This is a genomic window from Brevundimonas sp. 01N35 (assembly GCF_056399785.1).
In genome coordinates this window covers 34,064-53,725 of record NZ_JBFTRZ010000005.1, presented here as the reverse complement: position 1 = coordinate 53,725, position 19,662 = coordinate 34,064, and the positions used below count along the sequence as shown (strand labels likewise).

The window sequence follows — 19,662 nt, the reverse complement described above, 5'->3', positions numbered from 1 at the left end:
CGTTTACTCTCCTGCCGCCGCACCGACGCGGAACGTCACGGCCTGCGTCCCCTCGATCATCTCGAGCGCGAACTCGGCCGAGGTGAAGGGCAAGGGTTTGCCGTCAGGACCCTCGTTCGCATCATTCTTGCTGAGGAGGTCCTGTATCCGTTCGGCCAGCGCCCCGAGCCGCAGAACCCTCTGTCCCCCGGGGCGGAATCCGACCGGCGCCGATACGCCCGCAATCTGATCACCCGGACTCGTGCCGGGCGGCGCCGCTTTGGGAACGGTCACATAGCGGAGCGGTTTGCCGCCATCGATATCGATGCCGGAGTGGAGCCCGATCGACGGCTCGCGAATGATCACATGATCGATCGTCCCCGCGACCATAAACAGAAGGATCGAGGGCGACAGTAGCTCCCTGCGAACCACGTCGACCAGTTCGACGCCCTTGTCGTCAAAGGGCAGTATCTCGAGCCTGGGCCATCCCGGCACGATCTGGGACCGCAACAGGAAACCCGTTACGGATCCGGGAGCCGCGCCCGCCGCCTCTATCTGGGCCGTATCGTGCAGCTTCCAACGGGTGATGGCGTGCTGCACCGCATCGGTCTGGCCCGAGTGCCCGATGCTGCAGGCACCCTCAATGAGGGCATAGATCCAATTGAAGTCTAGCTGGAAGAAGCGGATCGACTCGTCGGGCAGGAACCGGTCGTTGGGAACCATGTAGCGATATGGAAGGCCGTGCAGCCGGCCGAGGCGCTTCAGCCAGTCGCTGAGTTGCACCGTGGGATCAATATCGGCCGTCGCGGCGGCGATGGCCTCGCGCCCGCCGAGCATCTGGACGAGCCCTTGAAGATGCAGGGTTCGGTTGATCAGCCGCGCCATCACTTCACCCCCCGGGCGCGCGGGCCGCGCGCGGTATGGGGCTTCAGCCGGGTTCGGATGAACTCGGCCACGCTATGGTGCATAAGCAGGGGCTCGGTGGCATGACGCACGGCCGTGAGGCCCAACGCCTCACCCAGTTCGCTTTCCAGCACCCGCCGTTCGAAGGCGGCGACCACGGCTTGAGTGTTGCCGCGCTTCCAGTTGTAAAGGGACTGAGAAAAGCCCTTGTCCTGAAGCGCCAGCAGGCGCCCGATCTCCCACGCGGCCGAATAGGAGATGTCCATCATTCCGGTCTCGGGATCGTAGCGCAGCGCTTCGTCAGAGGTAGCGATGGGAGCGGGCTGGCCGCTGTCGCCGGGCGCTGGAATGATGCTTTCGGGCGTCACGGCGAAGGGCGCGAACGGACCCCGATACCAGGACACCGTCTTACTGCCCTGCCGGGTTTGGTGGTCCAGGGGCGCGTATCCCATCTGCAATGCATTGGCGACATAGGCGGTGGCCGGTCCTGCGCCCGTGCTGGCGTTGGCGAGGGCGAACACGCGCAGTCCGTCCTCGGCGTCCAGCGCTTTGAGCAGGCCGGTGAAGGTCTGTTCCGGATCGACGGATTGGTAACTCCAGCTGGTCAGCGAGAGCAGACGGACAGCCGTGGCCGGCGCCCCGCTGGGAAGCGTGATTGCGGCCGACGTGTAGTCATCCCCGGTCGGAAGCCAGCACGCTGTCTGCTCCAGCGAGACCAGATGAACGGTGCAGCGCATATTGGGCCGGGGCAGCCTGTTGGCCATGATCACGGAGGTCTCGACCCCCTCGACCTCCGCCGCAAGCCCCATCCTCGCGGGATTGTCGGGCGTGACGACGCGCGCGTGGGAAAGCCACGGCATGTCGACCAGTCCCGGCACGACCTGGTTGAACAGAGTCACCGGAACGTCGATCACGGTGCAGGGCTGATAGGGAAACTCGCCATAGTCGAAGGCCAGCCCCGGATAGGAGACCGTGTCCGCCGGCAGCCGACTGGGCTGGTCGGCGCCCCCCTTCTTGCGCGGGAACGGAGCGGGCGTTAGGTCGCCAGCCATGACCGACAGGATTTCGGGAACGGAGTCGTCTTCGTCGAAGAGCAGCAAGGCCAGCCAAGAACCGTTCGCCGCATCCCCCACGCTGCGTTCCCAAGGCAGGGTCAGGCGATTGAACACCACCTGAGGCAGCACATTCGAGTATTCGCCCGTGCTCGCCGCCGGAGGAAAGATCCCGCTGATCTCGGCGCTGTCGATAGCGAAGCGCTCGCCGCGGACTTGGAATTTCCGCGTGTTGATCCAGGATTCGTCGAAGACGGCCTTAGGAGGGGCCTTCGGATCGGTATTTGCGACCGCCTGAACGACTGACAGGACATACTCGCCGTCCTCCAGTGCGGGACGATGGCTGGCAATGAAGGTGATCTTGCCCGCTTCTTCGTCTGCGAGTTTCACGCTCCCTCGCGAACGGGCGCCTCTCTGGCCATTAGGCGACACGTTCTTCTCCCAGGTATCTGAGCGTCGGGGGATCCAGCAGGGTTGCGGACGCCTCCTTGACCAGCAGGCTGACATCGACGTCGGCGTCGACCCCGAGATCCAGGCCCGGGGCGTTGATCGCCGCTATGATCGCCGCACGTGCGGCGGCAGCCGAAACGAGGGTGTCCGCGAAGGTCTTCATGGCCGCGGACTGGTCGAAAGGGTCCGTCGAGGCGACCGTAGGCGCCATCCAGTTGAAGGCGACCACGCCTTCCGACTCATGCTCGAGGATCGACATGACGATCGGCAGGGGCGTGTGATCCGGCTTCCTCGGCTTCATACTGATTACGAAGCCGACCAGAACATCACTGATGTTGGCGGGGGTGTTATTGACCTGGCTGATGCTCGGATTGACCACCAGCGCTCCAGCCCAGGCGGCCGTCGGGACATTCGCCGTCACCGGCGTAATGATCGCGTGGACTGAGAAGTCGAATTTCGGATCAGGCGCCCCGTGGACCAGCTTCTGGACCGTGATGCCATGATCGGAGGTCAGATGGCCGATGCTCACGCCAACAGGACCGACCCCGAAGTCTGACTGTCCTACAGGCAGCGGCACCGTGACGCCGCCCGCCGTGGTCAGGCTGGCCGACTTTGCGGGGATAGCCGTAAAGGTGACGAGTTGCACGGTCTCGGGGTTGACCACCCAGTCCGGGTCCGTTGAGGTGGCCTTGGCTGCGGTCATGTCAGCGACCAGCCCGGCAGCGACGCTTGAGTGGCAATAACGGTCGGTCGGGGCGGACGCACCGGCCGTCGACGCCAGCAGGCCCGCCGTCTGCCCATTCGGCAGGAACGAGGTCTTGAACTCGTCCCACCCGATCGGCTGGGGCGCGGGCTTGTGAGTATTGCCGATCCCAACCGTGAACGAAATCACTGACAGATCGACGTAGATGGAGCCTCCGAACGCGGGCCCCCACAGAGAAAGATCGACCCCCAGACTGACCGAGAGGGTCACACTGGTGAACCAGAGGTCCAGTTTGTACGAGACTCCAATGCTGAGGCCGATGTCGATCTCGTAGTGGAACGGCTTCCAGCACAGAAGGAAGTCAGCGTGGGCGATGAACCACGCCCTCAGGTCGCCGCTCTCCCACACCGCCTCCAGCCGCCCGCCGGCCATCATGGTCGACGGCGTCAGCGCGAAATATATGCCGCCCTTGATGCTGGTGTTGCCATCGACCTGCCAGGTGAAGCCCAGCCGCGGCTCCACCGGGAAATAGGCGGGCCGAAGGAAGGCGGGATTGTAGCCGCCCAGGGTCACGACGAAGTCGCCCGCCCTATATGACGCGGCGTCCCCCCGGGGATTGTCCTTGAACCAGGTGTAGTAGGCGAATCCGCCCGTCAACCGGCAGTCGTCGTTCAGGATGTGAGACGCCGGCGTCAGCTTGGCCGCGACCTGGAGAATCCCGTTGTCCGGGGAGAAGACGGCTTCGACCGCCATTTCGACATAGCAGATAGGCGGCCGCCCGGAGTCCGTGCGGGGCGGAAGGCTGGCGGTCGTCAATCCGAGCAGGGCCACCTTGAAGTCGGTGCCGAACGACACCGTCACCAGGGCGAAGGAGTGCAGGATGCTGAACGAGGAGAATTTGACGCCCGCCGCGATCCAGTATTCCCCGACCCGGGGAGGTATATTGGATCCGAGAGAGGTGATGACCGTGTCGATCTGGCTCGCGACGTTTCCGGAGGGGTCGGCCGGGGGCGTATCCTTGCCCATGGCCCATCTGATCAGCGGAAAATCCGCCACGCCGTCGATATCGGGGATCAGAAGATCCCGGTTGAAGCCGAGGCCGCCCGCCAGGCCGTCGACATAGAAGAACGGATAACCGAACAGTGGCTTGTTCACGGCCGCGTAGAGAAAGAAGGACGGGTCCGGGCCGACCTGGGCGTATCCGCCCAGGGCGCTGATCGACAGCGAGGGCACGGTGACCGACAGGGCGCCGTAGAAGTTCAGGGGATCGATCGTGCCGAGCAGACCGCCGCGGACCTGAACGGGCCCGTTGTCGACCGTGATCGTCAGGCCCGACAAGGTCACCGCGGGCGCGAACCGGGTGATGTTCGACCCGATCCCCAGCCCGAGCAGGCCGATCGAGAGCAACTCCCCGGCCAGAGTGATGTCGCCGGTCACATACAGGACCTGTTTATCGTACGTCAGGCCCAGCTTCTGGATCGCGACCGGTCCGAATTGCTTCTGGACGTTGATCGACAGCGAAACGGGCGGCGGGGCCGCCGCAACAGCAAGGCCGGTCGCCGCCTTGCCGGTTGGAATGGACAGCGAGATCGGCTTGCTGTGGGTCCCGAGTTGCAGGACGCCGGCGATCAGCACGCCCTGATCGAGCCCCGCCTCCGGAATCTTGCTGACCCCCTTGGGCAGAAGGGCGTTGATCGAAGCCGCCTGTTCCTTCGACAGGGTCGAGGCGGAATAGCTGAACTGAAGCCGGTCGAATTTGACCGTCGCCTCCGCGGGCAGATTATCCCCGATCAGGGGAATGTCGGTCAGGCCGATCTCGGCGCCGAGTTCGACCCCGAACAGGAAATGATTGACCCCGGCAGTGTCTTTCAACCAGGCAAATTTGACGACGTTCAGCCCGATCGAAATGTCCTCGGGAATTACGCTGGCCAGATCGGTCGAAATCTCCGCCACCAGATCATGCAGCCGGACCTCATGGGCCGTTCCGGCGTCGACATAGTCGGCGATGAAAATCTTCTCGCCCGTATCCTTGGTATTGAACCGGATATCGAACTGCAGACCCGAGAAGGTCACCGTCCCGCCGAAGAGCGCGCTGTACCCCTTGGCGCCGGAAATCGCGTCCCCATGAACCGTGCGTCCGCCCGCAGCGTGCACGACGTCCACGGTGAAGGTGACCTCGACCGGCGTCGCGTAGACGGTGAAATCCCCCACGCATTTGAAATGCAGATCGCCCGTCGCGGTATTGTAGCTGATCGTCAGTGTCTTCAAGATCAAAGACCTGATGGGCTCGGGAATCCGATCGATGCCGAACTCGTCGGCCCAGTATTTGATCAGGGTCTTGATCGGTATGTTCTCGGCGTCGCCAATCAGCGTCAGTCCCGCGCCGCCCCCTTCGTATTTGGCTTCAAGGAAAACCGTCGCGTCGGCCGACAGGACAATGGTTCCGCAGAAATCGGCGGCGACTGTTGTCGCGGGCTGGGTCGCGACATGAACTCTGGCGGTCAGGTCGTTCAGCTTCAGCGACGCGCCGACGTCGATCTGCGCAACCAGTTCAAAGTCGTAGGTCGAGGCGCTGATATTCGCCAACAGCGACAGCCGGTCGATCTCAATTTCCGGGAAACGTGCCGGCAGGATGAGGTGAAAATGCTCGAACAGGGCGGTGATGCCGACCGTCCTGTTGTCCTGAAGACGGCCCCAGACGAAGAAGTCGTCCGGCGAGAAATGGGCCCCGATATCGATCGGGACGGTTGCGATCTCGAACTGCGCCTCCAGTTCGACATAGCTCTGACGGGCGTCCTGGAAGTCCACCATGAACTTGAGGGAGACGCCGTTCGCGGGCACCTCGATGATGTCCAGAACCGACCAAGGGTCGGTGTAGGAGACCACGAACCAGGCGTATGACAGGCGAACTGCGCCGACGCTGAAGGCCGTCTGTACTTCGATGAGCCCGAACTTCGCGAGCTTGTCCAGCGGCGAAGGCAGATAGGCGGACAGCGACAGGTCGCCGGCGAGTGCGGCGAAGGCATCCGCCGTCAACGGCTGCGGCGAGAAATCGCCGGTCACGAGCCAGTCCAGATCCGGATAGGCGGGAAGATCGACCCGGACCGGCAAGATCAGCGATCCGTTAGATCCCACGACCAGAGCGCAGCCCATGCTTGCGAGGTAGTTGTTGGCAACCGGATTGGGCGAGAAATCCAGGCTGACGTCGATGAGACCGAAGTCGCTGCCCAGATCCCACCTGGCGCCCGCGACGGGTCCGGCGGCGACCTCCATCAGAAAGGGACCGGACAGCGCCCCTTCCGTCAACGGCGTGAACTTGAGCGTGGTCGTCAGGGCCGCCAAGCCGAACAGGGACGCCGCTCCTTCCAGGGTGACCGACGCGGGCTGATCAACGATCACGGCGATTCTGGCCAGGGTCAGGTCAAATACCAAGGCCATGTCCTGCAGCGCCGCGAACAGGGATGGCGATACGTCGTCGGGCCCGATCGTGAGGGTGTCGCCGACCTTCAGGCCGGAGGTCAGGGTGACGAGCGCGTCATAGGTGGAGATCCTGGGCATGTGCTTCCGGCTCTCAAACTCAGACCAGGATCTTGGGGAAGATGTGGAACGGGCAGTGGAGCACGCGGCATGGCGGCGGGATGGTGCTGTGGCACATCATGATGTTGCCGCGCCCCGGCACGTTGGTGTTTGGTCCCGTTTCGGCGGTGCTGGCCACCGCCCCCGCATGCCCCCAGCCGACCGCCAGATAATCCGCGATCGCCGCAGCGCGCGGGTGGCCGTAGCAATGGACGCCCCCCGGCGGACCTCCATTGATGCCGTAGGAATAGGCCAAACGGCCCTGGTTGGCGGCCTGTGGGGCGGGAATGTGCGCCTGGATCAAATCGACGTCCGACCCGTGGTGGGACGCGACCAACCATCTCATATTGGGGAACGCGCCCAGGCCCCGAATGGCCTGAAACGCCGCATCGCCGGGGAGCATGGCATGTTGCATCTGACCGTTGATCGTGACGACCACAGCCAGCCCGGAATTGTTGAGATTGCCGCCCGCCATGTAGGCACGGGGACGGCACTGGATAATCGCGACGTTGCCGCCGATGACGCCGGGCAAGGCTGCGGGGAAGACATGGACGTTCCCATTCCTCGCCGCGCCTACAGCGTTCAGAATATTATTCGCCGCCACGCCTCGGACCTGGTTCGGCACCACCCAGTCCCGGTCGATCAGCGCGCCCCGGTTCGCCGACATCATCGGCATCGAATAGTGGTCCCAATGGAAGTGGGTCAGGATCACCGGGGGACTATGCGCCAGGCAAGGGCCAGGATTGATGACCTCCACGTTCCCCAATCCGTTGGGGGGCGGCAGGCTGCCCAAGTTTCGATGCATCGGAAGGCCGACGTCCACGTAGGCCTGCGGAACGCCGTTGGCGTCGTAGATGAGGTTGCACGAGGCTTGGCCAACATCCATCACGCCGATCTCGCGGACCGCCATGGCGGCCAGCATCGCTTGGATCTTGGCGTAGGAGAATTTTCCGACCGGTCTAAACCGGCGGGAGAGCCGGAGCGCATCGCGTCGCTTGGCCCGGAGGCCGCGGGCGCTGAGTTTTTGGACCTTCGGCGCCCAGGTCGGCGGCGCCCGGCTTGCCCCGACCCCGCCCTTGCCGAGCGTGATGATGTACCAGCCCCCCGGGACGACCTCGGGGACCGGGGTCGATAGCGCATCAGCGATGTGGTCCGGCCTGGCGTCGTCGAAGATCAGCAGGGTGACAGGCCCATCCGGCGGCGGCGTCCGGGACTTATCGCTTTGGGCGAGGACGGCGGATTCCATCCATTCTAGAGGAACCAGGTCGAACTGCACCGACCACAGTGTCTCCCCGCTCCTGGCGGACACGACATCCTCAATATCGGCGAGGAAGCCGTAATATGTGTCCGTTGGAGAATCGGGCGTGTCGAAGACCTTTCCACGGTTTGCAATGACGCCGAACGTGTGGGTCAGCCCTGACGGGATGGCGGCCATTCGCAGTCCCCCACATCATTTCACGGGATGGAACCGAGGACCGCCGCCTCAAGCGGCCCCCGGCGACCGAGCCGCGGCTGCGCCCCGGAGCACGCAGCCGCCATGTCAGGATTCTGCGATCTTGGTCATGTCGCTGCCCACCGGCACCAGCATGCTCACCGGCATGTCCATCAGCTCAAAGGTGGTCGGATGCAGCGCGTGGTGGTTGGGAAACACCTCGGCGGCCGGTCGGGCGAAGGCCGAGAAGGCGTGTCCGCCCGGTCTGGTTTCCTTGATGGAAGCGCTCATCGACACGCTGAAGTTCTTGCCAGGGGGCAGTCCGTTGTCGGTGTAGGAATACGAGATCGGAGAGGTCCAGCCCGCCGGAACCACGTACTCCAGAACCACGCCGAACTGGTCCGACTTGGTCACCGTCGTCGGCGGCAGGTGGATGTAGGTGCCGTCCGGCAGGGGCGTGCCGCAGGAAAACGACACTTGTGAACCGATCGGGCAGTCGATGCAGGTGACTGCGAATATGATCTTCGCAGGCGTCGCGGAGGCCGGATAGGTCGTGTATTTCGTGAAGGTCGGCTGACCGACGCTCGTAAACTGCACATTGTGCCAGCCCGTACCGCCGGTAGCGCCGACCCAGGCCGCCAGATCGTCCAGAGAGGTGATCGCGGCCGGTTTCTGACTCTCGAACGGATAGGCGGCGGTCGAGATAAAGCCGACGAGGCAGAAGTGTTCGCTGGTGAAGTCCGGCTTCCAGATAAGGGGGTCGGTGGTCACCGCGATCCCGCCCGGCGGGATGGCTTCGATCTTGCTCACCGTCTCGCCCCGCGCCGTCTGCATAGCGTTGTCCAACCACTGTTGGGGGTAGAGGAACAGGGACGACGGAGCGTAAAAGATGCGCGCCTCGGCCGAAACGGCTGTCGCGCCCAAGTTCTGGCCACGCAGGTAGAAGTAATTCGTCGCCTTGAAGACGGCCGGCTTGGTTGGATCCGTGGCGTAGCTGGCCGGGGACGTGAATACAGCCGTGGGATTCTGGACCGGCGCGGCTCCGGCCGAGATCAGGTCGGGGCTCGCGGTCCACCCGCCCGTTCGGGGCAACAACCCCTGATCCTGTAAGTTTTGACGCAATAGCACGCCATTATACTGTGCCATGTTTCGCTCCTCCAAGCGTTAACTCACAGACGTTAGGGCACAGACCGTCATTCTCCTGCAATATACAGGAAATTACTGCCGACCTTTTTGCCCGCAACAAGACGCGCTCGCGCCATAAATCGCGCGATTTGTGATTGGTTCATGTGCCGGTTACCTGTTCGCCCTTCAAAAATGCGAACTCTCTGAACCCGACATCTTATCGTTATCCGAATTTTCCGGGGACGCAATACACCTTAAGGATAATTTTTTCCTTTAATCAACCTGGGGTAATGTTGACGTGCGAGATTCAGGTCCCAGACACCGAGCAGCGGACCTCATCCGCCGAGGCCGGCAAGACGGACACCTCAATCATCAATCGCTGAATGTCGCCGCCCATGACGTCGGCGATCTTCTTCGACCCGAGCAGCGGCTTGATGTGCCGCGCAACCCGGATCCGGGCCGCTCGGAGCGTCATCTCCGTCTTCGTGGCCACACCTTGCGCGAGATAGAGATCGCCAAGCCCGTCTCGCCCTTCTGGCGATTTGGTCAACGGTCACCAAACGGGAGCAAATCGGAGGATAAGCGGCAACTACCTGCATCCCCTTTCCCACAAAATACCTAACAATCAGACGCTTGGGTAACGAAAGGCAACACCGGTGAACCCTAGGGTTCGAGCTCGATGTCCCAGTAGAGGTAGTCGAGCCAGCTCTGGTGCAGGAAGTGGGGCGGGAAGCGGCGGCCGGCTTCCTGCAGTTCCCAGGCGTTGGGCTGGTGAGCGGCGCGGCGCAGCAGGGGCATTCCCGCCTGCTGCGGCGTGCGGCCGCCCTTTCGCAGATTGCAGGGGCCGCAGGCGGCGACGATGTTCTGCCAGGTGGTGCGGCCGCCGCGCGAGCGGGGGATGACGTGGTCGAAGGTCAGTTCCTGGGCTAGGCCGGTCTCGCCGCAATACTGGCAGGCGAAGCCGTCGCGCAGGAAGACGTTGAAGCGGGTGAAGGCGGGCTTGCGGTCCTGATCGACGTAGGATTTCAGCGAGATGACGCTGGGCAGTTGCATCTCCATCGACGGGCTGCGCACCACCTTGTCATAGGTGGCGACCACGTCGACGCGTTCCTGCCAGACGGCCTTGACCACTTCTTCCCAGGGCCAGATCGACAGCGGGTAATAGGACAAAGGGCGAAAATCGGCGTTCAGCACCAGGGCGGGCCAGCCGGACGGGGGGCGGGACAGGACCTGCATCAGGCCCTCCCGCGCATACGGGGGGAGATCAAAGCGACAGGAGTGAGGACACGTCTCCTTCCCTAGTCTTACCCAAAGAAGACTACGCCCGATTCCCGCTCATCGCCATGACCGGTATGCAGCGTTTTCGTGACGCGGCCTCAGCCTCGCGCCGGCGCGCTGGGGAAGGCCGGCAGGCTCCATCCCCTCAAGAGGGCGCCGGCCCGCAGGGCGAAGCCCGCCGCCACCGCCACGCCCACCGCCGGCCAAGTCGGAACCGTCATCGCCTTCAGCACCACGAACAGCCCGCCTGACAGCAGGGCGGCGGTGATGTTCAGTTCGCGCCGCAGCAGGATCGACGGCTGGCCGGCCAGCACGTCGCGCACGACCCCGCCGAAACAGGCCGTCAGCACGCCCATGACGATGCAGATCAGCGGCGCCACGCCATAGGAGCCCGCCTTGGCCGCCCCCATGACGCCGTAGGCCGCCAGCCCGACCGCGTCCAGCCACAGCAGGGCCCGGAAACGCCACGTCCGCGCCCCCAGCACCCAGAAGGCCGCCGCCGCCAGCAGGCAGACGGCGATATAGCGCCAGTCCTGCACCCAGAAGACCGGCGCTCCGATCAGCAGATCGCGCAGCGTCCCGCCGCCGACCCCGGTGATGGCGCCGAAAAAGGCGAAGGTCACCAGATCGTGCTTCTCGCGCGCGGCGGCCAGTGCCCCGGTGGCGGCGAAGACAGCCACCCCCGCAAAGTCCAGCAGCGGCAGGACGGTCTCGGGCCGGGTCAGGTCGGCGTTCGTCAGCGGATTCAAATCGACAGGTCCTCCAGCGCGATATCGCCGCGCTTCACCGCCCCATACCATCCCCAGAGCAGATGCGCCGCCACCCCGCGATGCGGTCGCCAGATTTCCGCCCGGGCATAGGCCTGTTTCTCGTTCGGCCGAGCCTCGACCGCATCGGCCCAGCGCATCGCCTCCTGCAGGGCCACGTCGCCGCCGGGAAAGACGTCGAGGCGCCCCTCGCAGAACATCAGGAAGGTCTCGGCCGTCCACTTGCCGACCCCCTTGATGGCGACCAGGGCGGCGACGGCCTCGGCGTCGTCCAGCCGCTCCAGATGATCAAAGTCGATTCGGCCCTCGGCATGGGCCAGGGCGATCTCGTGGCCGTATTTGGCCTTCTGCCCCGACAGGCCGAAGGTGCGCAGCGTCTCCACATCCAGCGCCAGCACGGCGTCCGGCGTCACCGTCCCGCCCAGCCCCTCGACCGTCCGTTTCCAGATCGAGGCGGCGGCGGCGACCGAGACCTGCTGCTCGACGATCATGCGGAACAGCCCCTCGTATCCGCCGGGCCGCAGCCGCCACTCGAATACCGGCGTCTGGACGTGCGCCCGCGCCAACGCCGGATCGGCGGCGGCCAGGGTCTCGCGGGCGGCGGCGATGGACGGGGCGGACGGGGCGATGGCCATGATGTCTGTATCGACAGGGATAAGGCGCCGCTCTAGCGTGGCGGCCAATGGATACTCTGGACGAACTTCTTCACCCGATCACCCCCGATCGTTTCTTCGCCGAGTTTCACGGCCGAAAACCGCTGCACATTTCCGCAGGCGACGGGGCGGCGAAGCGCGAACTGCTGGATTGGACCGGCTTCAACGCCCTGTTGAACCAGTCGTCGATCTGGACCGCGCAGAGCCTCAAACTGGTCCGCGACGCCGTCGCCGTATCGCCCGATCAATATTGCCGCCCCGTCCAGACCCAGTCCGGCTCGGTGATGCGTCCAGACCCCGGCAAGGTCGCAGTCCTCCTGGCTACGGGAGCCAGCGTCATCGCCGGCGATGCGCAGGAACTGACCCCGCCACTGGCGAACGCCGCAGCCATGCTGGGCCGCGCCTTCGCCGCCGCCGTCGGGGTCAACCTGTACTGCTCGTTCAAGGGCGTCCAGGCCTTCGGAACCCACTACGACCTGCACGACGTCTTCGCCCTTCAGGTCGAGGGCGAGAAGGTCTGGCGTCTGTATGAGAACCGGGCCGCGGCGCCCGTCGACTTCCTGCCCGACACGCCCGAGACCCGCCGCTGGCTGGAACAGAGCCGGGGGCAAGTCATAACCGAGGTGCGGATGCGGCCCGGCGACGTCCTGTATCTTCCGCGCGGTTGGTATCACGACGCCCTGGCCCAGGACGGCGCCTCGCTGCACGTCACCTTCTCCGTCACGCCCCTCTACGGGCGAATCGTCTTCTCGCTGCTGGAGCAGGCGGCGATGCAGGACCCGGCTTTCCGCGCCTTCATGCCGCCCGCGGACAAGGACGACGGCCGGGCGCTGCAGGCTCACCTTGCCGACCTCGGTCAACGCCTGGCTCGGCTGGCGGCCCTGCCTGATTTTCGGGACGAGGTGGCGATGACGCAGGAACGACTGGTCCCCCGCCCGGCGCGCTTCGCCCTGCCACAGCCGTTGACGCTGACAGCGTACCGACCCTCAGGCCTGCAAGGGCCCGCCTTCGCCGGTCCCGTGGCCCACGCGATGCACTGGGCCCTGTCCCAGCCGGATTTCGCGCTGGAGGAATTGATCGCCCAATTCGATTTCGTGGCGGAAGCCGACATCCGCGCCGCCGTCGAACAGGCCGAGAAGGCCGGCGCCCTCAAGCGGTTCTGACCCGCCCATGTTCGCCACCCGCTTCGCCCCCTCGCCCACCGGCCGCCTGCACCGGGGCCACGCCTTCTCGGCCCTGACCGCCTGGACGGCGGCCAAGGCGGCGGGCGGACGGTTCGTGCTGCGGATCGAGGACATCGACCCCACCCGCTGCAAGCCGGAGTTCGAGGCGGCCATCTTCGAGGACCTAGCCTGGCTGGGGCTGGACTGGGAGACGCCGGTGCGGCGCCAGTCCGAGCATCTGGCCGACTACGCCGCCGTCATCGACGCCCTGAACATGCGCGGCCTGCTGTACCGCTGCTTCCGCACCCGCAAGGACATCCTCGACGCCATCGGCGACGCCCCGCACGGCCCCGCCGAAGCCGTCCGACCTGGCCCGCACGCACCCGACGAAGAAGCCCGCCTGCTGACCGAGGGGCGTCCCTACGCCTGGCGGCTGTCGCTGGACCGGGCGCATGAAGCCTTGGGCGAGGCCGCCTGGAACGCCCTGTCCTTCGTCGAGGAAGGCTGCGGCCCCGATGGCGAGACCGGCCTGATCCGCGCCCGACCCGAGACGGCGGGCGACGTGGTGCTGGCCCGCAAGGACGCCGGGACCGCCTATCACCTGGCGGTCGCCCACGACGACGCCCTGCAAGGCGTCACCCACGTCATCCGCGGCCTGGACCTGTTCGAGGCGACCCATATCCAGCGGCTGATCCAGGCCCTGATGGGCTGGCCCGCCCCCGTCTATCGCCACCACCGTCTGCTGCTCGGCCCCGACGGCCGCCGCTACGCCAAGCGCGACCGGTCGGTGACCCTGGCCGAGCTTCGCGCCGCCGGCCTGTCAGCAGAGGCGCTTCGGGCCGAGCTGGGGTTCTGAACGGAGGCGACGCCGCCTCGTCGCACTCAAGTAGGGCGACCGCCCGATAGCGCCCAAAAATGCCGCTCAAGCAGCGCGGCTCCGCGAGCCGCGCGTTAGCGCCCTTCTCTTCCCAGAATAAAGAAAGGCGCGGAACCGGCAGGTTCCGCGCCTTTCGATCGTCTGAACCCGAAGCGGGTTCGTCGGCCTTAGAGAACCTTGAGTTCCACTGCCGAGGTCTTGCCGCGCTGGTTTTCCAGCTCGTATTCGACCTTGGAGTTTTCATCGAGGCCTTGCAGGCCAGCTTTTTGAACAGCGGTGACGTGGACGAAAACGTCCGAGCCGCCGTCGTCGGGCTGAATGAAGCCATAGCCCTTGGTGGGGTTGAACCACTTGACCGTGCCGGTCGCCATCTTAGCGTCTCCGTAAACGCGCTTTGCCAGGCGGATTTCCATGCAGGAGAATCCGTCAGCCCATCTGGACAAGCTCGTTCAGGCGAAGGAGCGAGACGCGGGTTTGGACCCCGCGCAAAATCCGGACTGCGCCACTTTGTCACCCGACTATCCACAGCGCGTCAACTGGAAAGCGAAACGCCCGACGCCGCCGGTTGGTTAAAGTCGAACGCGGGTCGAAAAGCCACGGTCCGCGAAGCGACGCGCGAACCGTGGGGCGTCGTGGGCTGGCGCGCGCGTTAAAATAGCCGCAAGCTCTTCCCGTTACGACGGCAAAGGACGACCCCGATGGCCAAGGACAACTACGCCGACACGCTGGAAGCCTTGCAGATTCAGTTGGTCGAGACCCAGGCCTGGGCCATCGATCAGGGCCTGAAGATCGTGATCGTGTTCGAGGGTCGCGACGCCGCCGGCAAGGACGGCGCGATCAAGCGGATGACGGAATACATGGCCCCGCGCCAGACGCGCGTCGTCGCCCTGCCCAAGCCCAGCGACCGCGAACTGACCCAGTGGTATTTCCAGCGCTACGCCGCCCACCTGCCCGCGGCGGGCGAGACGGTCTTCTTCAACCGCTCCTGGTACAATCGCGCCGGAGTCGAGCCGGTGATGGGCTTCTGCACCCCCGCGCAGCACGAACGCTTCCTGCACGACGCGCCGCATTTCGAGCGGATGCTGACCCAGTCCGGCACGACCCTGATCAAGCTGTGGCTGGACATTTCGCGCGATGAGCAATCTCGCCGACTGGAGGAACGCACCACCCATCCGCTGAAGCGTTTCAAGGTCTCGCCGCTGGACGCCGAGGCCCAGAAGCACTGGAGCGACTATTCCGCCGCACGCGACCAGATGCTGGAACGCACCCATTTCGACTATGCGCCCTGGACGGTGGTCGCCACCGACGACAAGAAGAAGGCTCGGCTGAACATCATCCGCCACGTCCTGCACCAGCTGAACTGTCCGGGGCTGGAAGCCAAGAAGGCCGATTCCGACATCGTCTTCAGCGCCGACAAGGCCAAGGGCCGGCTGGCGAAATAGGCCCGCCGAACAGACGGCGGCCCTCGGCCTTGCCGCGGCCCCTGCCCTCAGGGCTCCGAACCGCCCAGGGCTTCAGAGGCCTCAAGGCCCGGTGTCGAGGGTCGGCGGACCGCCTTCGCCGTCGCGGGCCGCACCCCCAGCAGCAGGCCCAGCCAGCCCAGACGGCGCGCGATCTCATAGGTCGCGAAACAGCCCAGGAAGGTTCCCGCGATCAGCAGCCCCGCCTCCAGCGGTTGCGGCAGGCCGAACGGGGCCAGGTGGTGGGCGGCGACGACGATGATCGTCTGGTGCACGATGTAGAAGGGGAAGACCCCGACCGTCAGGTAGCGCAACAGTGGCCCGCCCCGGTTCAGATAGCGCGCGCCATAGCCCAGGATGGCGACGATGAAGGCCCATTGGTCGGCGGCGTAAACCAGACGCATGGCGGTCTTCAGGGCCTCGGGCGGCACGGCGTCGTCGGCGCGGAACGTCCAGGCGTAGAACGCCCACCCCGCCCAGGCGACGACCGCCAGGATCAGGGCCGGTCGGCGCAGCCGCTCATAGCCCGCCTTCAGGACGTCCGACCGGGCGCTGAGAAAACCGAACAGGAAGGCGCTGAACGACAGGGCGTGGTTGTACCAGTCGTCGACCAGGGCGTGGGTGACGGGGAAGGCCGGCGCCAACGCCCAGCGGATCAGGGCCAGCCAGACGATGGGCCAGATCAGCAGCCCCCAGCCCTTGAGCACGCGCTCCAGGCCCGACTGCAGGGCGGGCAGCAGACGCTGACCCAGCATCAGCAGGCTCGCCAGCGCCAGGCTATAGATCAGCAGATAGGCGACGAACCACATGTGGTTCCACGTCGGCGTGATCAGACAGCCGTCGGCGTCGCACCAGCCGCCCGAAGCGGTGGCGTATTTCAGCCAGAAGCCGGCCAGCCACGGCGAATGCGCCGGATCGGCGACGCCCAGCCCCCGCGCGGCCTCGACCACTTCGTAATAGCTCTGGGGCGGCACGATCACGAACATGGCGAAGACCAGCGGCGGCAGCAGCCGCAACGTCCGCGACCCGGCGAAGCGACGGGCGCTTCCCTCCCCCTGCCGCGCGAAGCCGTCGAACAGGAAGCGCGTCGCCGCCCCGGACACCACGAACAGCAGGGTCAGCCGCCAGGGGTTGGTCAGTTGCATCAGAGGCTCCAGCGCCTCGACCGGATGGGGGCTGTTCACATGCCAGTCCCATGGCACGTAGAACATGCCGACATGGTAGAGGATCAGCAGCATGAAGGCGCCGACGCGGATCCAATCCAGATCATGGCGGCGCGGCGGCGGTGGGGACGGGAGAGCGGGCATGGGGACGACCTCTGATGAATGAAAATGCGGGGTCAGGGCTCTCATTTCGGCCCGCAGAGCCGCAACCGGCGCGGGCCGGACGGAGGCCTCGCGGGGCCGGGCGAACGGGGCCTGGGACGAACGGCGACGCCTCGGGGGCGAATGGCGCGCGCGTCCATCTGACGAGCGCTGACCGGCACGACCTGATCGTCGGCTGGACGATCATTCTCGGCATCACGGCCGCCTTCATGGTGGTCAACGCCATGACGGTGCTGACCGATTCCCCGTCTCTGCGGCTCTGGGCGCCCTGGGTGTGGGAGGGCACCAGCGCAGCGGCGCTGGCCCTGCTGATCTGGCTGCCCTGGCTGGCCGCCGCCGTCGCTCCGCCGTCCATGCTGGACGACGGCTGGCGCGGACGCGGCCGGTTCGTCGCCGTCCACCTGGGCGTCGCCGCCCTCTACAGCCTGCTGCACGTCGGCCTGATGGTGGCCATGCGCCACGGCGTCTATGCGGCCCTGGGCGAGACCTACGACTATGGCCCGCCGGTCGAGCGGTTCGTCTATGAGCTCCGCAAGGACCTGCTCAGCTACGCCCTGTTCGTCGGCGTCTTCTGGGCCGTACGCAGCCTGCGCGAGGCGCGCGAGACCCCGGTGCGGCCCGTCAGCTTCGACATCCGCGACGGCGCCCGTCTGATCCGCGCGCCGCTCGACGACATCCTGGCCGCCACCTCGGCCGGCAACTACGTCGAGTTCATCCTGGCCGACGGCCGCCGCCCGCTGATGCGCGCCACCCTGGCCGCCGTCGAGGTGGAACTGGAGCGCTGCGGCTTCGTGCGCACGCACCGCTCCTGGTTGATCAACGCCGCGCGGATGAGCGGCCTGCGCCCCGAAGGCTCCGGCGACTGGACCGTCGAACTGGGATCGCTGGAGGCGCCGCTGTCGCGCCGCTATACGCCAGCGCTGGACCGGCTGAGAGCCGAGGGTCTAAGACCCCAGGCATGAACATCACCGCCCCGCTTCCCGACGCCGCCCGCCAGAACTGGGTGGACCGCTACGCCCCCGAAGCGCTGAAGCCGTGGCTGAAGCTGGGCCGGTTCGACCGCCCCATCGGCATCTGGCTGCTGCTGCTGCCCGGCTGGCAGGGGATCATGCTGGCCCTGAACCAGTACGACCGGCCCTTCGGCGGCTATGAGCTGTGGCTGGTGGCGGGCTTCGCCATAGGCGCTGCGCTGATGCGCGGCGCGGGCTGCGCGGTGAACGACATCGCCGACCGCGACTTCGACGCCCAGGTGGCCCGCACTGCCCTGCGCCCTATTCCTGCGGGCCAGATCAGCGTCAAGCAGGCCTGGGCCTTCGTGGCGGGTCTGTGCCTGATCAGCCTGTGCATCCTGCTGACCATGAACCTCATGTCCGTCCTGCTCGGCGCCCTGTCGCTGGGTCTGGTCGCGGCCTATCCCTTCATGAAGCGCATCACCTGGTGGCCCCAGGCCTGGCTGGGCCTGACCTTCAACTGGGGCGCCCTGCTGGGCTTCGCGGCGGCGACCGGGGGTCTGTTCGCCCTGGGCTGGCTCTATGTGCTGGACGTCCGCGCCAGCGGCGACGCCTACTGGATGGCCGAGGGCCTGAACCGCATGGGGCACCTCGCCCTGTCGGCGGGGCTTCTCTATGCGGGCGGCGTCTTCTGGACCCTCGGCTACGACACCATCTACGCGCTGCAGGACATCGAGGACGACGTCATGGCCGGGGTCAAATCCTCGGCCCGGCGTCTGGGGTCGCAGGTCAAGCCGGGCGTGGCCGTCTTCTACGTCCTGGCCGTGCTTCTGGCGGGCGCGGCGGGCGTCGCCGCCGGTCTGGGACCGATCTTCTACGCGGGTCTGGTCCTCTACGCCCTGCATCTGGCCTGGCAGGTGAAGGCCCTGAAACCCGAGGACGGCGTCCTGTGCCTGCGCCTGTTCAAATCAAATCGTGAAGCTGGATTGATCCTTCTGGCCGCGATCGCGTTCAACGGCCTAGCTTTCTGATCGCACCCTCCCCCAAGGAACCTCGAATGACCTCGTACCGCCTCCGCGTTCTCCTCCTGACCGCCGCCGTCGCTGCGACCCTGGGCGCCTGCCAGCGCGCCGAGAAGACCGCGCCCGAGGCCCCGAAGGCCGCCGCGGAGGCCACCGCTGCCGGCCCGCTGAAATACGAAAGCGTCACCCCCTACGCCAAGGTCAGCCTGACCCTGCCCGAAGCGATCAAGACCCAGCCCGAGCTCTACGCCGGCCTTTATCGTCAGGAAGTCGCCGACCTCGGCAAGTACGCCGAGGGCGCCCAGGCCGACCGCACCGAGGCCGGCGGCGACAGCGCCATGGGGCCGTATGAGAAGACCATCGTCTATGGCGACCCGGTCCAGACCGGCCGCCTGTTCAGCGCCATGCGCACCGACTTCGACTATTCGGGCGGCGCCCACCCCAACACGGTGGCCACGGCCCTGTTGTGGGACAAGACCGAGAAGCGCCGCATCGCCCCCGCCGACCTCTTCGCCAAGGGCGCCGACCTGAGCGCGCTGGAACGCAGCCTGTGCGCCGCCGTCAACACCGCCAAGAAGGCCCGCCCCGGCGCCCAACCGGTCAAGGTCGGCGGCGACACCTGGAGCTGCCCCAAGCTGAAGGACGTGGCCGTGGTCCTCGCCCCCGGCGCCACGGCAGGCAAGGCCGGCGGCCTGACCTTCCTGCTCGACGCCTATGCGGTCGGCCCCTACGTCGAGGGGGCCTACTACCTCACCCTGCCCGCCTCGGCCTTCCAGACCCTGCTCGCCCCGGCCTACGCCGCCGAGTTCGCCGGCCAGCCGCTCAAGACCGGCGACGTGACCGAGGACCTGCGGCCGAAGTAAGCCAACAGCACGTCCCTGATCCTCCCCCGTTCACGGGGGAGGGGGACCATGCGCAGCATGGTGGAGGGGGCGGAAACAGGCTGG

General features: G+C 66.1%; 17 protein-coding genes. 6 read left to right on the top strand and 11 right to left on the bottom strand.

Annotated features, from left to right (window positions below; genetic code table 11):
- Nucleotides 1-3: 3 nt before the first annotated feature.
- The 9 genes from AC1DJ5_RS06545 to AC1DJ5_RS06505 all read right to left on the bottom strand — a co-directional run bounded on the left by AC1DJ5_RS06545 (nt 4) and on the right by AC1DJ5_RS06505 (nt 11,900).
- Complete coding sequence (locus AC1DJ5_RS06545) at nt 4-864, bottom strand: hypothetical protein (protein WP_477020060.1); 861 nt, start codon at nt 862-864, stop codon at nt 4-6.
- A complete protein-coding gene (locus AC1DJ5_RS06540) occupies nt 864-2,366 on the bottom strand; it encodes a hypothetical protein (protein ID WP_477020059.1) in 1,503 nt (500 codons plus the stop codon). Before AC1DJ5_RS06540 ends, AC1DJ5_RS06545 begins: the two co-directional genes overlap by 1 nt.
- Entirely contained in the window at nt 2,356-6,645 is a 4,290-nt protein-coding gene (locus tag AC1DJ5_RS06535; protein WP_477020058.1) for a DUF6603 domain-containing protein, read from the bottom strand. Before AC1DJ5_RS06535 ends, AC1DJ5_RS06540 begins: the two co-directional genes overlap by 11 nt.
- A 19-nt stretch (nt 6,646-6,664) precedes the next feature.
- Nucleotides 6,665-8,098 carry a ComEC/Rec2 family competence protein gene (locus tag AC1DJ5_RS06530; protein ID WP_477020057.1) on the bottom strand — a complete coding sequence of 478 codons (1,434 nt, stop codon included), beginning with the start codon at nt 8,096-8,098 and terminating at the stop codon, nt 6,665-6,667.
- 105 nt (nt 8,099-8,203) lie between these two features.
- Nucleotides 8,204-9,241, bottom strand: coding sequence for a hypothetical protein (locus AC1DJ5_RS06525; RefSeq protein WP_477020056.1), 1,038 nt, complete (start codon nt 9,239-9,241; stop codon nt 8,204-8,206).
- Nucleotides 9,242-9,527: 286 nt separating this feature from the next.
- The gene (locus AC1DJ5_RS06520) at nt 9,528-9,770 is read right to left on the bottom strand and encodes a hypothetical protein (protein WP_441456108.1); all 243 of its coding nucleotides are present in this window, start codon (nt 9,768-9,770) and stop codon (nt 9,528-9,530) included.
- A 113-nt stretch (nt 9,771-9,883) separates the two neighbouring features.
- Nucleotides 9,884-10,456, bottom strand: coding sequence for an HNH endonuclease (locus AC1DJ5_RS06515; protein ID WP_441456107.1), 573 nt, complete (start codon nt 10,454-10,456; stop codon nt 9,884-9,886).
- 140 nt (nt 10,457-10,596) lie between these two features.
- Nucleotides 10,597-11,298, bottom strand: a complete 702-nt coding sequence (locus tag AC1DJ5_RS06510; RefSeq protein WP_477020055.1) for a trimeric intracellular cation channel family protein — start codon at nt 11,296-11,298, stop codon at nt 10,597-10,599.
- Nucleotides 11,244-11,900: a DNA-3-methyladenine glycosylase family protein gene (locus AC1DJ5_RS06505; protein ID WP_477020170.1), complete on the bottom strand. Its 657-nt coding sequence runs from the start codon at nt 11,898-11,900 to the stop codon at nt 11,244-11,246. The genes AC1DJ5_RS06510 and AC1DJ5_RS06505 overlap by 55 nt, the downstream gene beginning before the upstream one ends.
- Before the next feature lie 47 nt (nt 11,901-11,947).
- Here AC1DJ5_RS06505 and AC1DJ5_RS06500 point away from each other — a divergent pair, with 47 nt between their 5' ends.
- A complete protein-coding gene (locus AC1DJ5_RS06500; protein WP_477020054.1) occupies nt 11,948-13,081 on the top strand; it encodes a JmjC domain-containing protein in 1,134 nt (377 codons plus the stop codon).
- Nucleotides 13,082-13,088: 7 nt separating this feature from the next.
- Nucleotides 13,089-13,937 (top strand): tRNA glutamyl-Q(34) synthetase GluQRS, encoded by an 849-nt coding sequence (gluQRS, locus tag AC1DJ5_RS06495; protein ID WP_477020053.1) that lies wholly within the window; start codon nt 13,089-13,091, stop codon nt 13,935-13,937.
- Nucleotides 13,938-14,125: 188 nt separating this feature from the next.
- Here the strand turns inward: gluQRS and AC1DJ5_RS06490 are convergent, their stop codons facing one another.
- Nucleotides 14,126-14,329 (bottom strand): cold-shock protein, encoded by a 204-nt coding sequence (locus AC1DJ5_RS06490; protein ID WP_441456168.1) that lies wholly within the window; start codon nt 14,327-14,329, stop codon nt 14,126-14,128.
- A gap of 327 nt (nt 14,330-14,656) precedes the next feature.
- Between AC1DJ5_RS06490 and ppk2 the strand changes: the two genes are divergently transcribed.
- Nucleotides 14,657-15,400 carry a polyphosphate kinase 2 gene (gene ppk2, locus AC1DJ5_RS06485; RefSeq protein ID WP_441456103.1) on the top strand — a complete coding sequence of 248 codons (744 nt, stop codon included), beginning with the start codon at nt 14,657-14,659 and terminating at the stop codon, nt 15,398-15,400.
- A gap of 47 nt (nt 15,401-15,447) precedes the next feature.
- Here ppk2 and AC1DJ5_RS06480 read toward each other — a convergent pair whose 3' ends face one another.
- Entirely contained in the window at nt 15,448-16,725 is a 1,278-nt protein-coding gene (locus tag AC1DJ5_RS06480) for an acyltransferase family protein (protein WP_441456102.1), read from the bottom strand.
- Between the two features lie 227 nt (nt 16,726-16,952).
- On the opposite strand from AC1DJ5_RS06480, the gene AC1DJ5_RS06475 reads away from it, so the two are divergent.
- From AC1DJ5_RS06475 to AC1DJ5_RS06465, 3 genes are read left to right on the top strand one after another with little or no spacing between them, the layout of a single operon-like run.
- Nucleotides 16,953-17,705, top strand: coding sequence for a LytTR family DNA-binding domain-containing protein (locus AC1DJ5_RS06475; protein ID WP_477020052.1), 753 nt, complete (start codon nt 16,953-16,955; stop codon nt 17,703-17,705).
- Nucleotides 17,702-18,724: a UbiA family prenyltransferase gene (locus tag AC1DJ5_RS06470; protein WP_477020051.1), complete on the top strand. Its 1,023-nt coding sequence runs from the start codon at nt 17,702-17,704 to the stop codon at nt 18,722-18,724. Before AC1DJ5_RS06475 ends, AC1DJ5_RS06470 begins: the two co-directional genes overlap by 4 nt.
- Nucleotides 18,725-18,750: 26 nt before the next feature.
- Nucleotides 18,751-19,578: a DUF3298 and DUF4163 domain-containing protein gene (locus tag AC1DJ5_RS06465; protein WP_477020050.1), complete on the top strand. Its 828-nt coding sequence runs from the start codon at nt 18,751-18,753 to the stop codon at nt 19,576-19,578.
- Nucleotides 19,579-19,662 lie beyond the last annotated feature (84 nt).

Excerpts from the sequence above, each read along its gene's own strand:
- AC1DJ5_RS06545 (WP_477020060.1), bottom strand. The coding sequence starts at position 864 with ATGGCGCGGCTGATCAACCGAACCCTGCATCTTCAAGGGCTCGTCCAG.
- AC1DJ5_RS06535 (WP_477020058.1), bottom strand. The coding sequence starts at position 6,645 with ATGCCCAGGATCTCCACCTATGACGCGCTCGTCACCCTGACCTCCGGC.
- AC1DJ5_RS06530 (WP_477020057.1), bottom strand. The coding sequence starts at position 8,098 with ATGGCCGCCATCCCGTCAGGGCTGACCCACACGTTCGGCGTCATTGCA.
- AC1DJ5_RS06525 (WP_477020056.1), bottom strand. The coding sequence starts at position 9,241 with ATGGCACAGTATAATGGCGTGCTATTGCGTCAAAACTTACAGGATCAG.
- AC1DJ5_RS06515 (WP_441456107.1), bottom strand. The coding sequence starts at position 10,456 with ATGCAGGTCCTGTCCCGCCCCCCGTCCGGCTGGCCCGCCCTGGTGCTG.
- AC1DJ5_RS06510 (WP_477020055.1), bottom strand. The coding sequence starts at position 11,298 with ATGGTATGGGGCGGTGAAGCGCGGCGATATCGCGCTGGAGGACCTGTC.
- AC1DJ5_RS06505 (WP_477020170.1), bottom strand. The coding sequence starts at position 11,900 with ATGGCCATCGCCCCGTCCGCCCCGTCCATCGCCGCCGCCCGCGAGACC.
- AC1DJ5_RS06500 (WP_477020054.1), top strand. The coding sequence starts at position 11,948 with ATGGATACTCTGGACGAACTTCTTCACCCGATCACCCCCGATCGTTTC.
- gluQRS (WP_477020053.1), top strand. The coding sequence starts at position 13,089 with ATGTTCGCCACCCGCTTCGCCCCCTCGCCCACCGGCCGCCTGCACCGG.
- AC1DJ5_RS06490 (WP_441456168.1), bottom strand. The coding sequence starts at position 14,329 with ATGGCGACCGGCACGGTCAAGTGGTTCAACCCCACCAAGGGCTATGGC.
- ppk2 (WP_441456103.1), top strand. The coding sequence starts at position 14,657 with ATGGCCAAGGACAACTACGCCGACACGCTGGAAGCCTTGCAGATTCAG.
- AC1DJ5_RS06480 (WP_441456102.1), bottom strand. The coding sequence starts at position 16,725 with ATGCCCGCTCTCCCGTCCCCACCGCCGCCGCGCCGCCATGATCTGGAT.
- AC1DJ5_RS06475 (WP_477020052.1), top strand. The coding sequence starts at position 16,953 with ATGGTGGTCAACGCCATGACGGTGCTGACCGATTCCCCGTCTCTGCGG.
- AC1DJ5_RS06470 (WP_477020051.1), top strand. The coding sequence starts at position 17,702 with ATGAACATCACCGCCCCGCTTCCCGACGCCGCCCGCCAGAACTGGGTG.
- AC1DJ5_RS06465 (WP_477020050.1), top strand. The coding sequence starts at position 18,751 with ATGACCTCGTACCGCCTCCGCGTTCTCCTCCTGACCGCCGCCGTCGCT.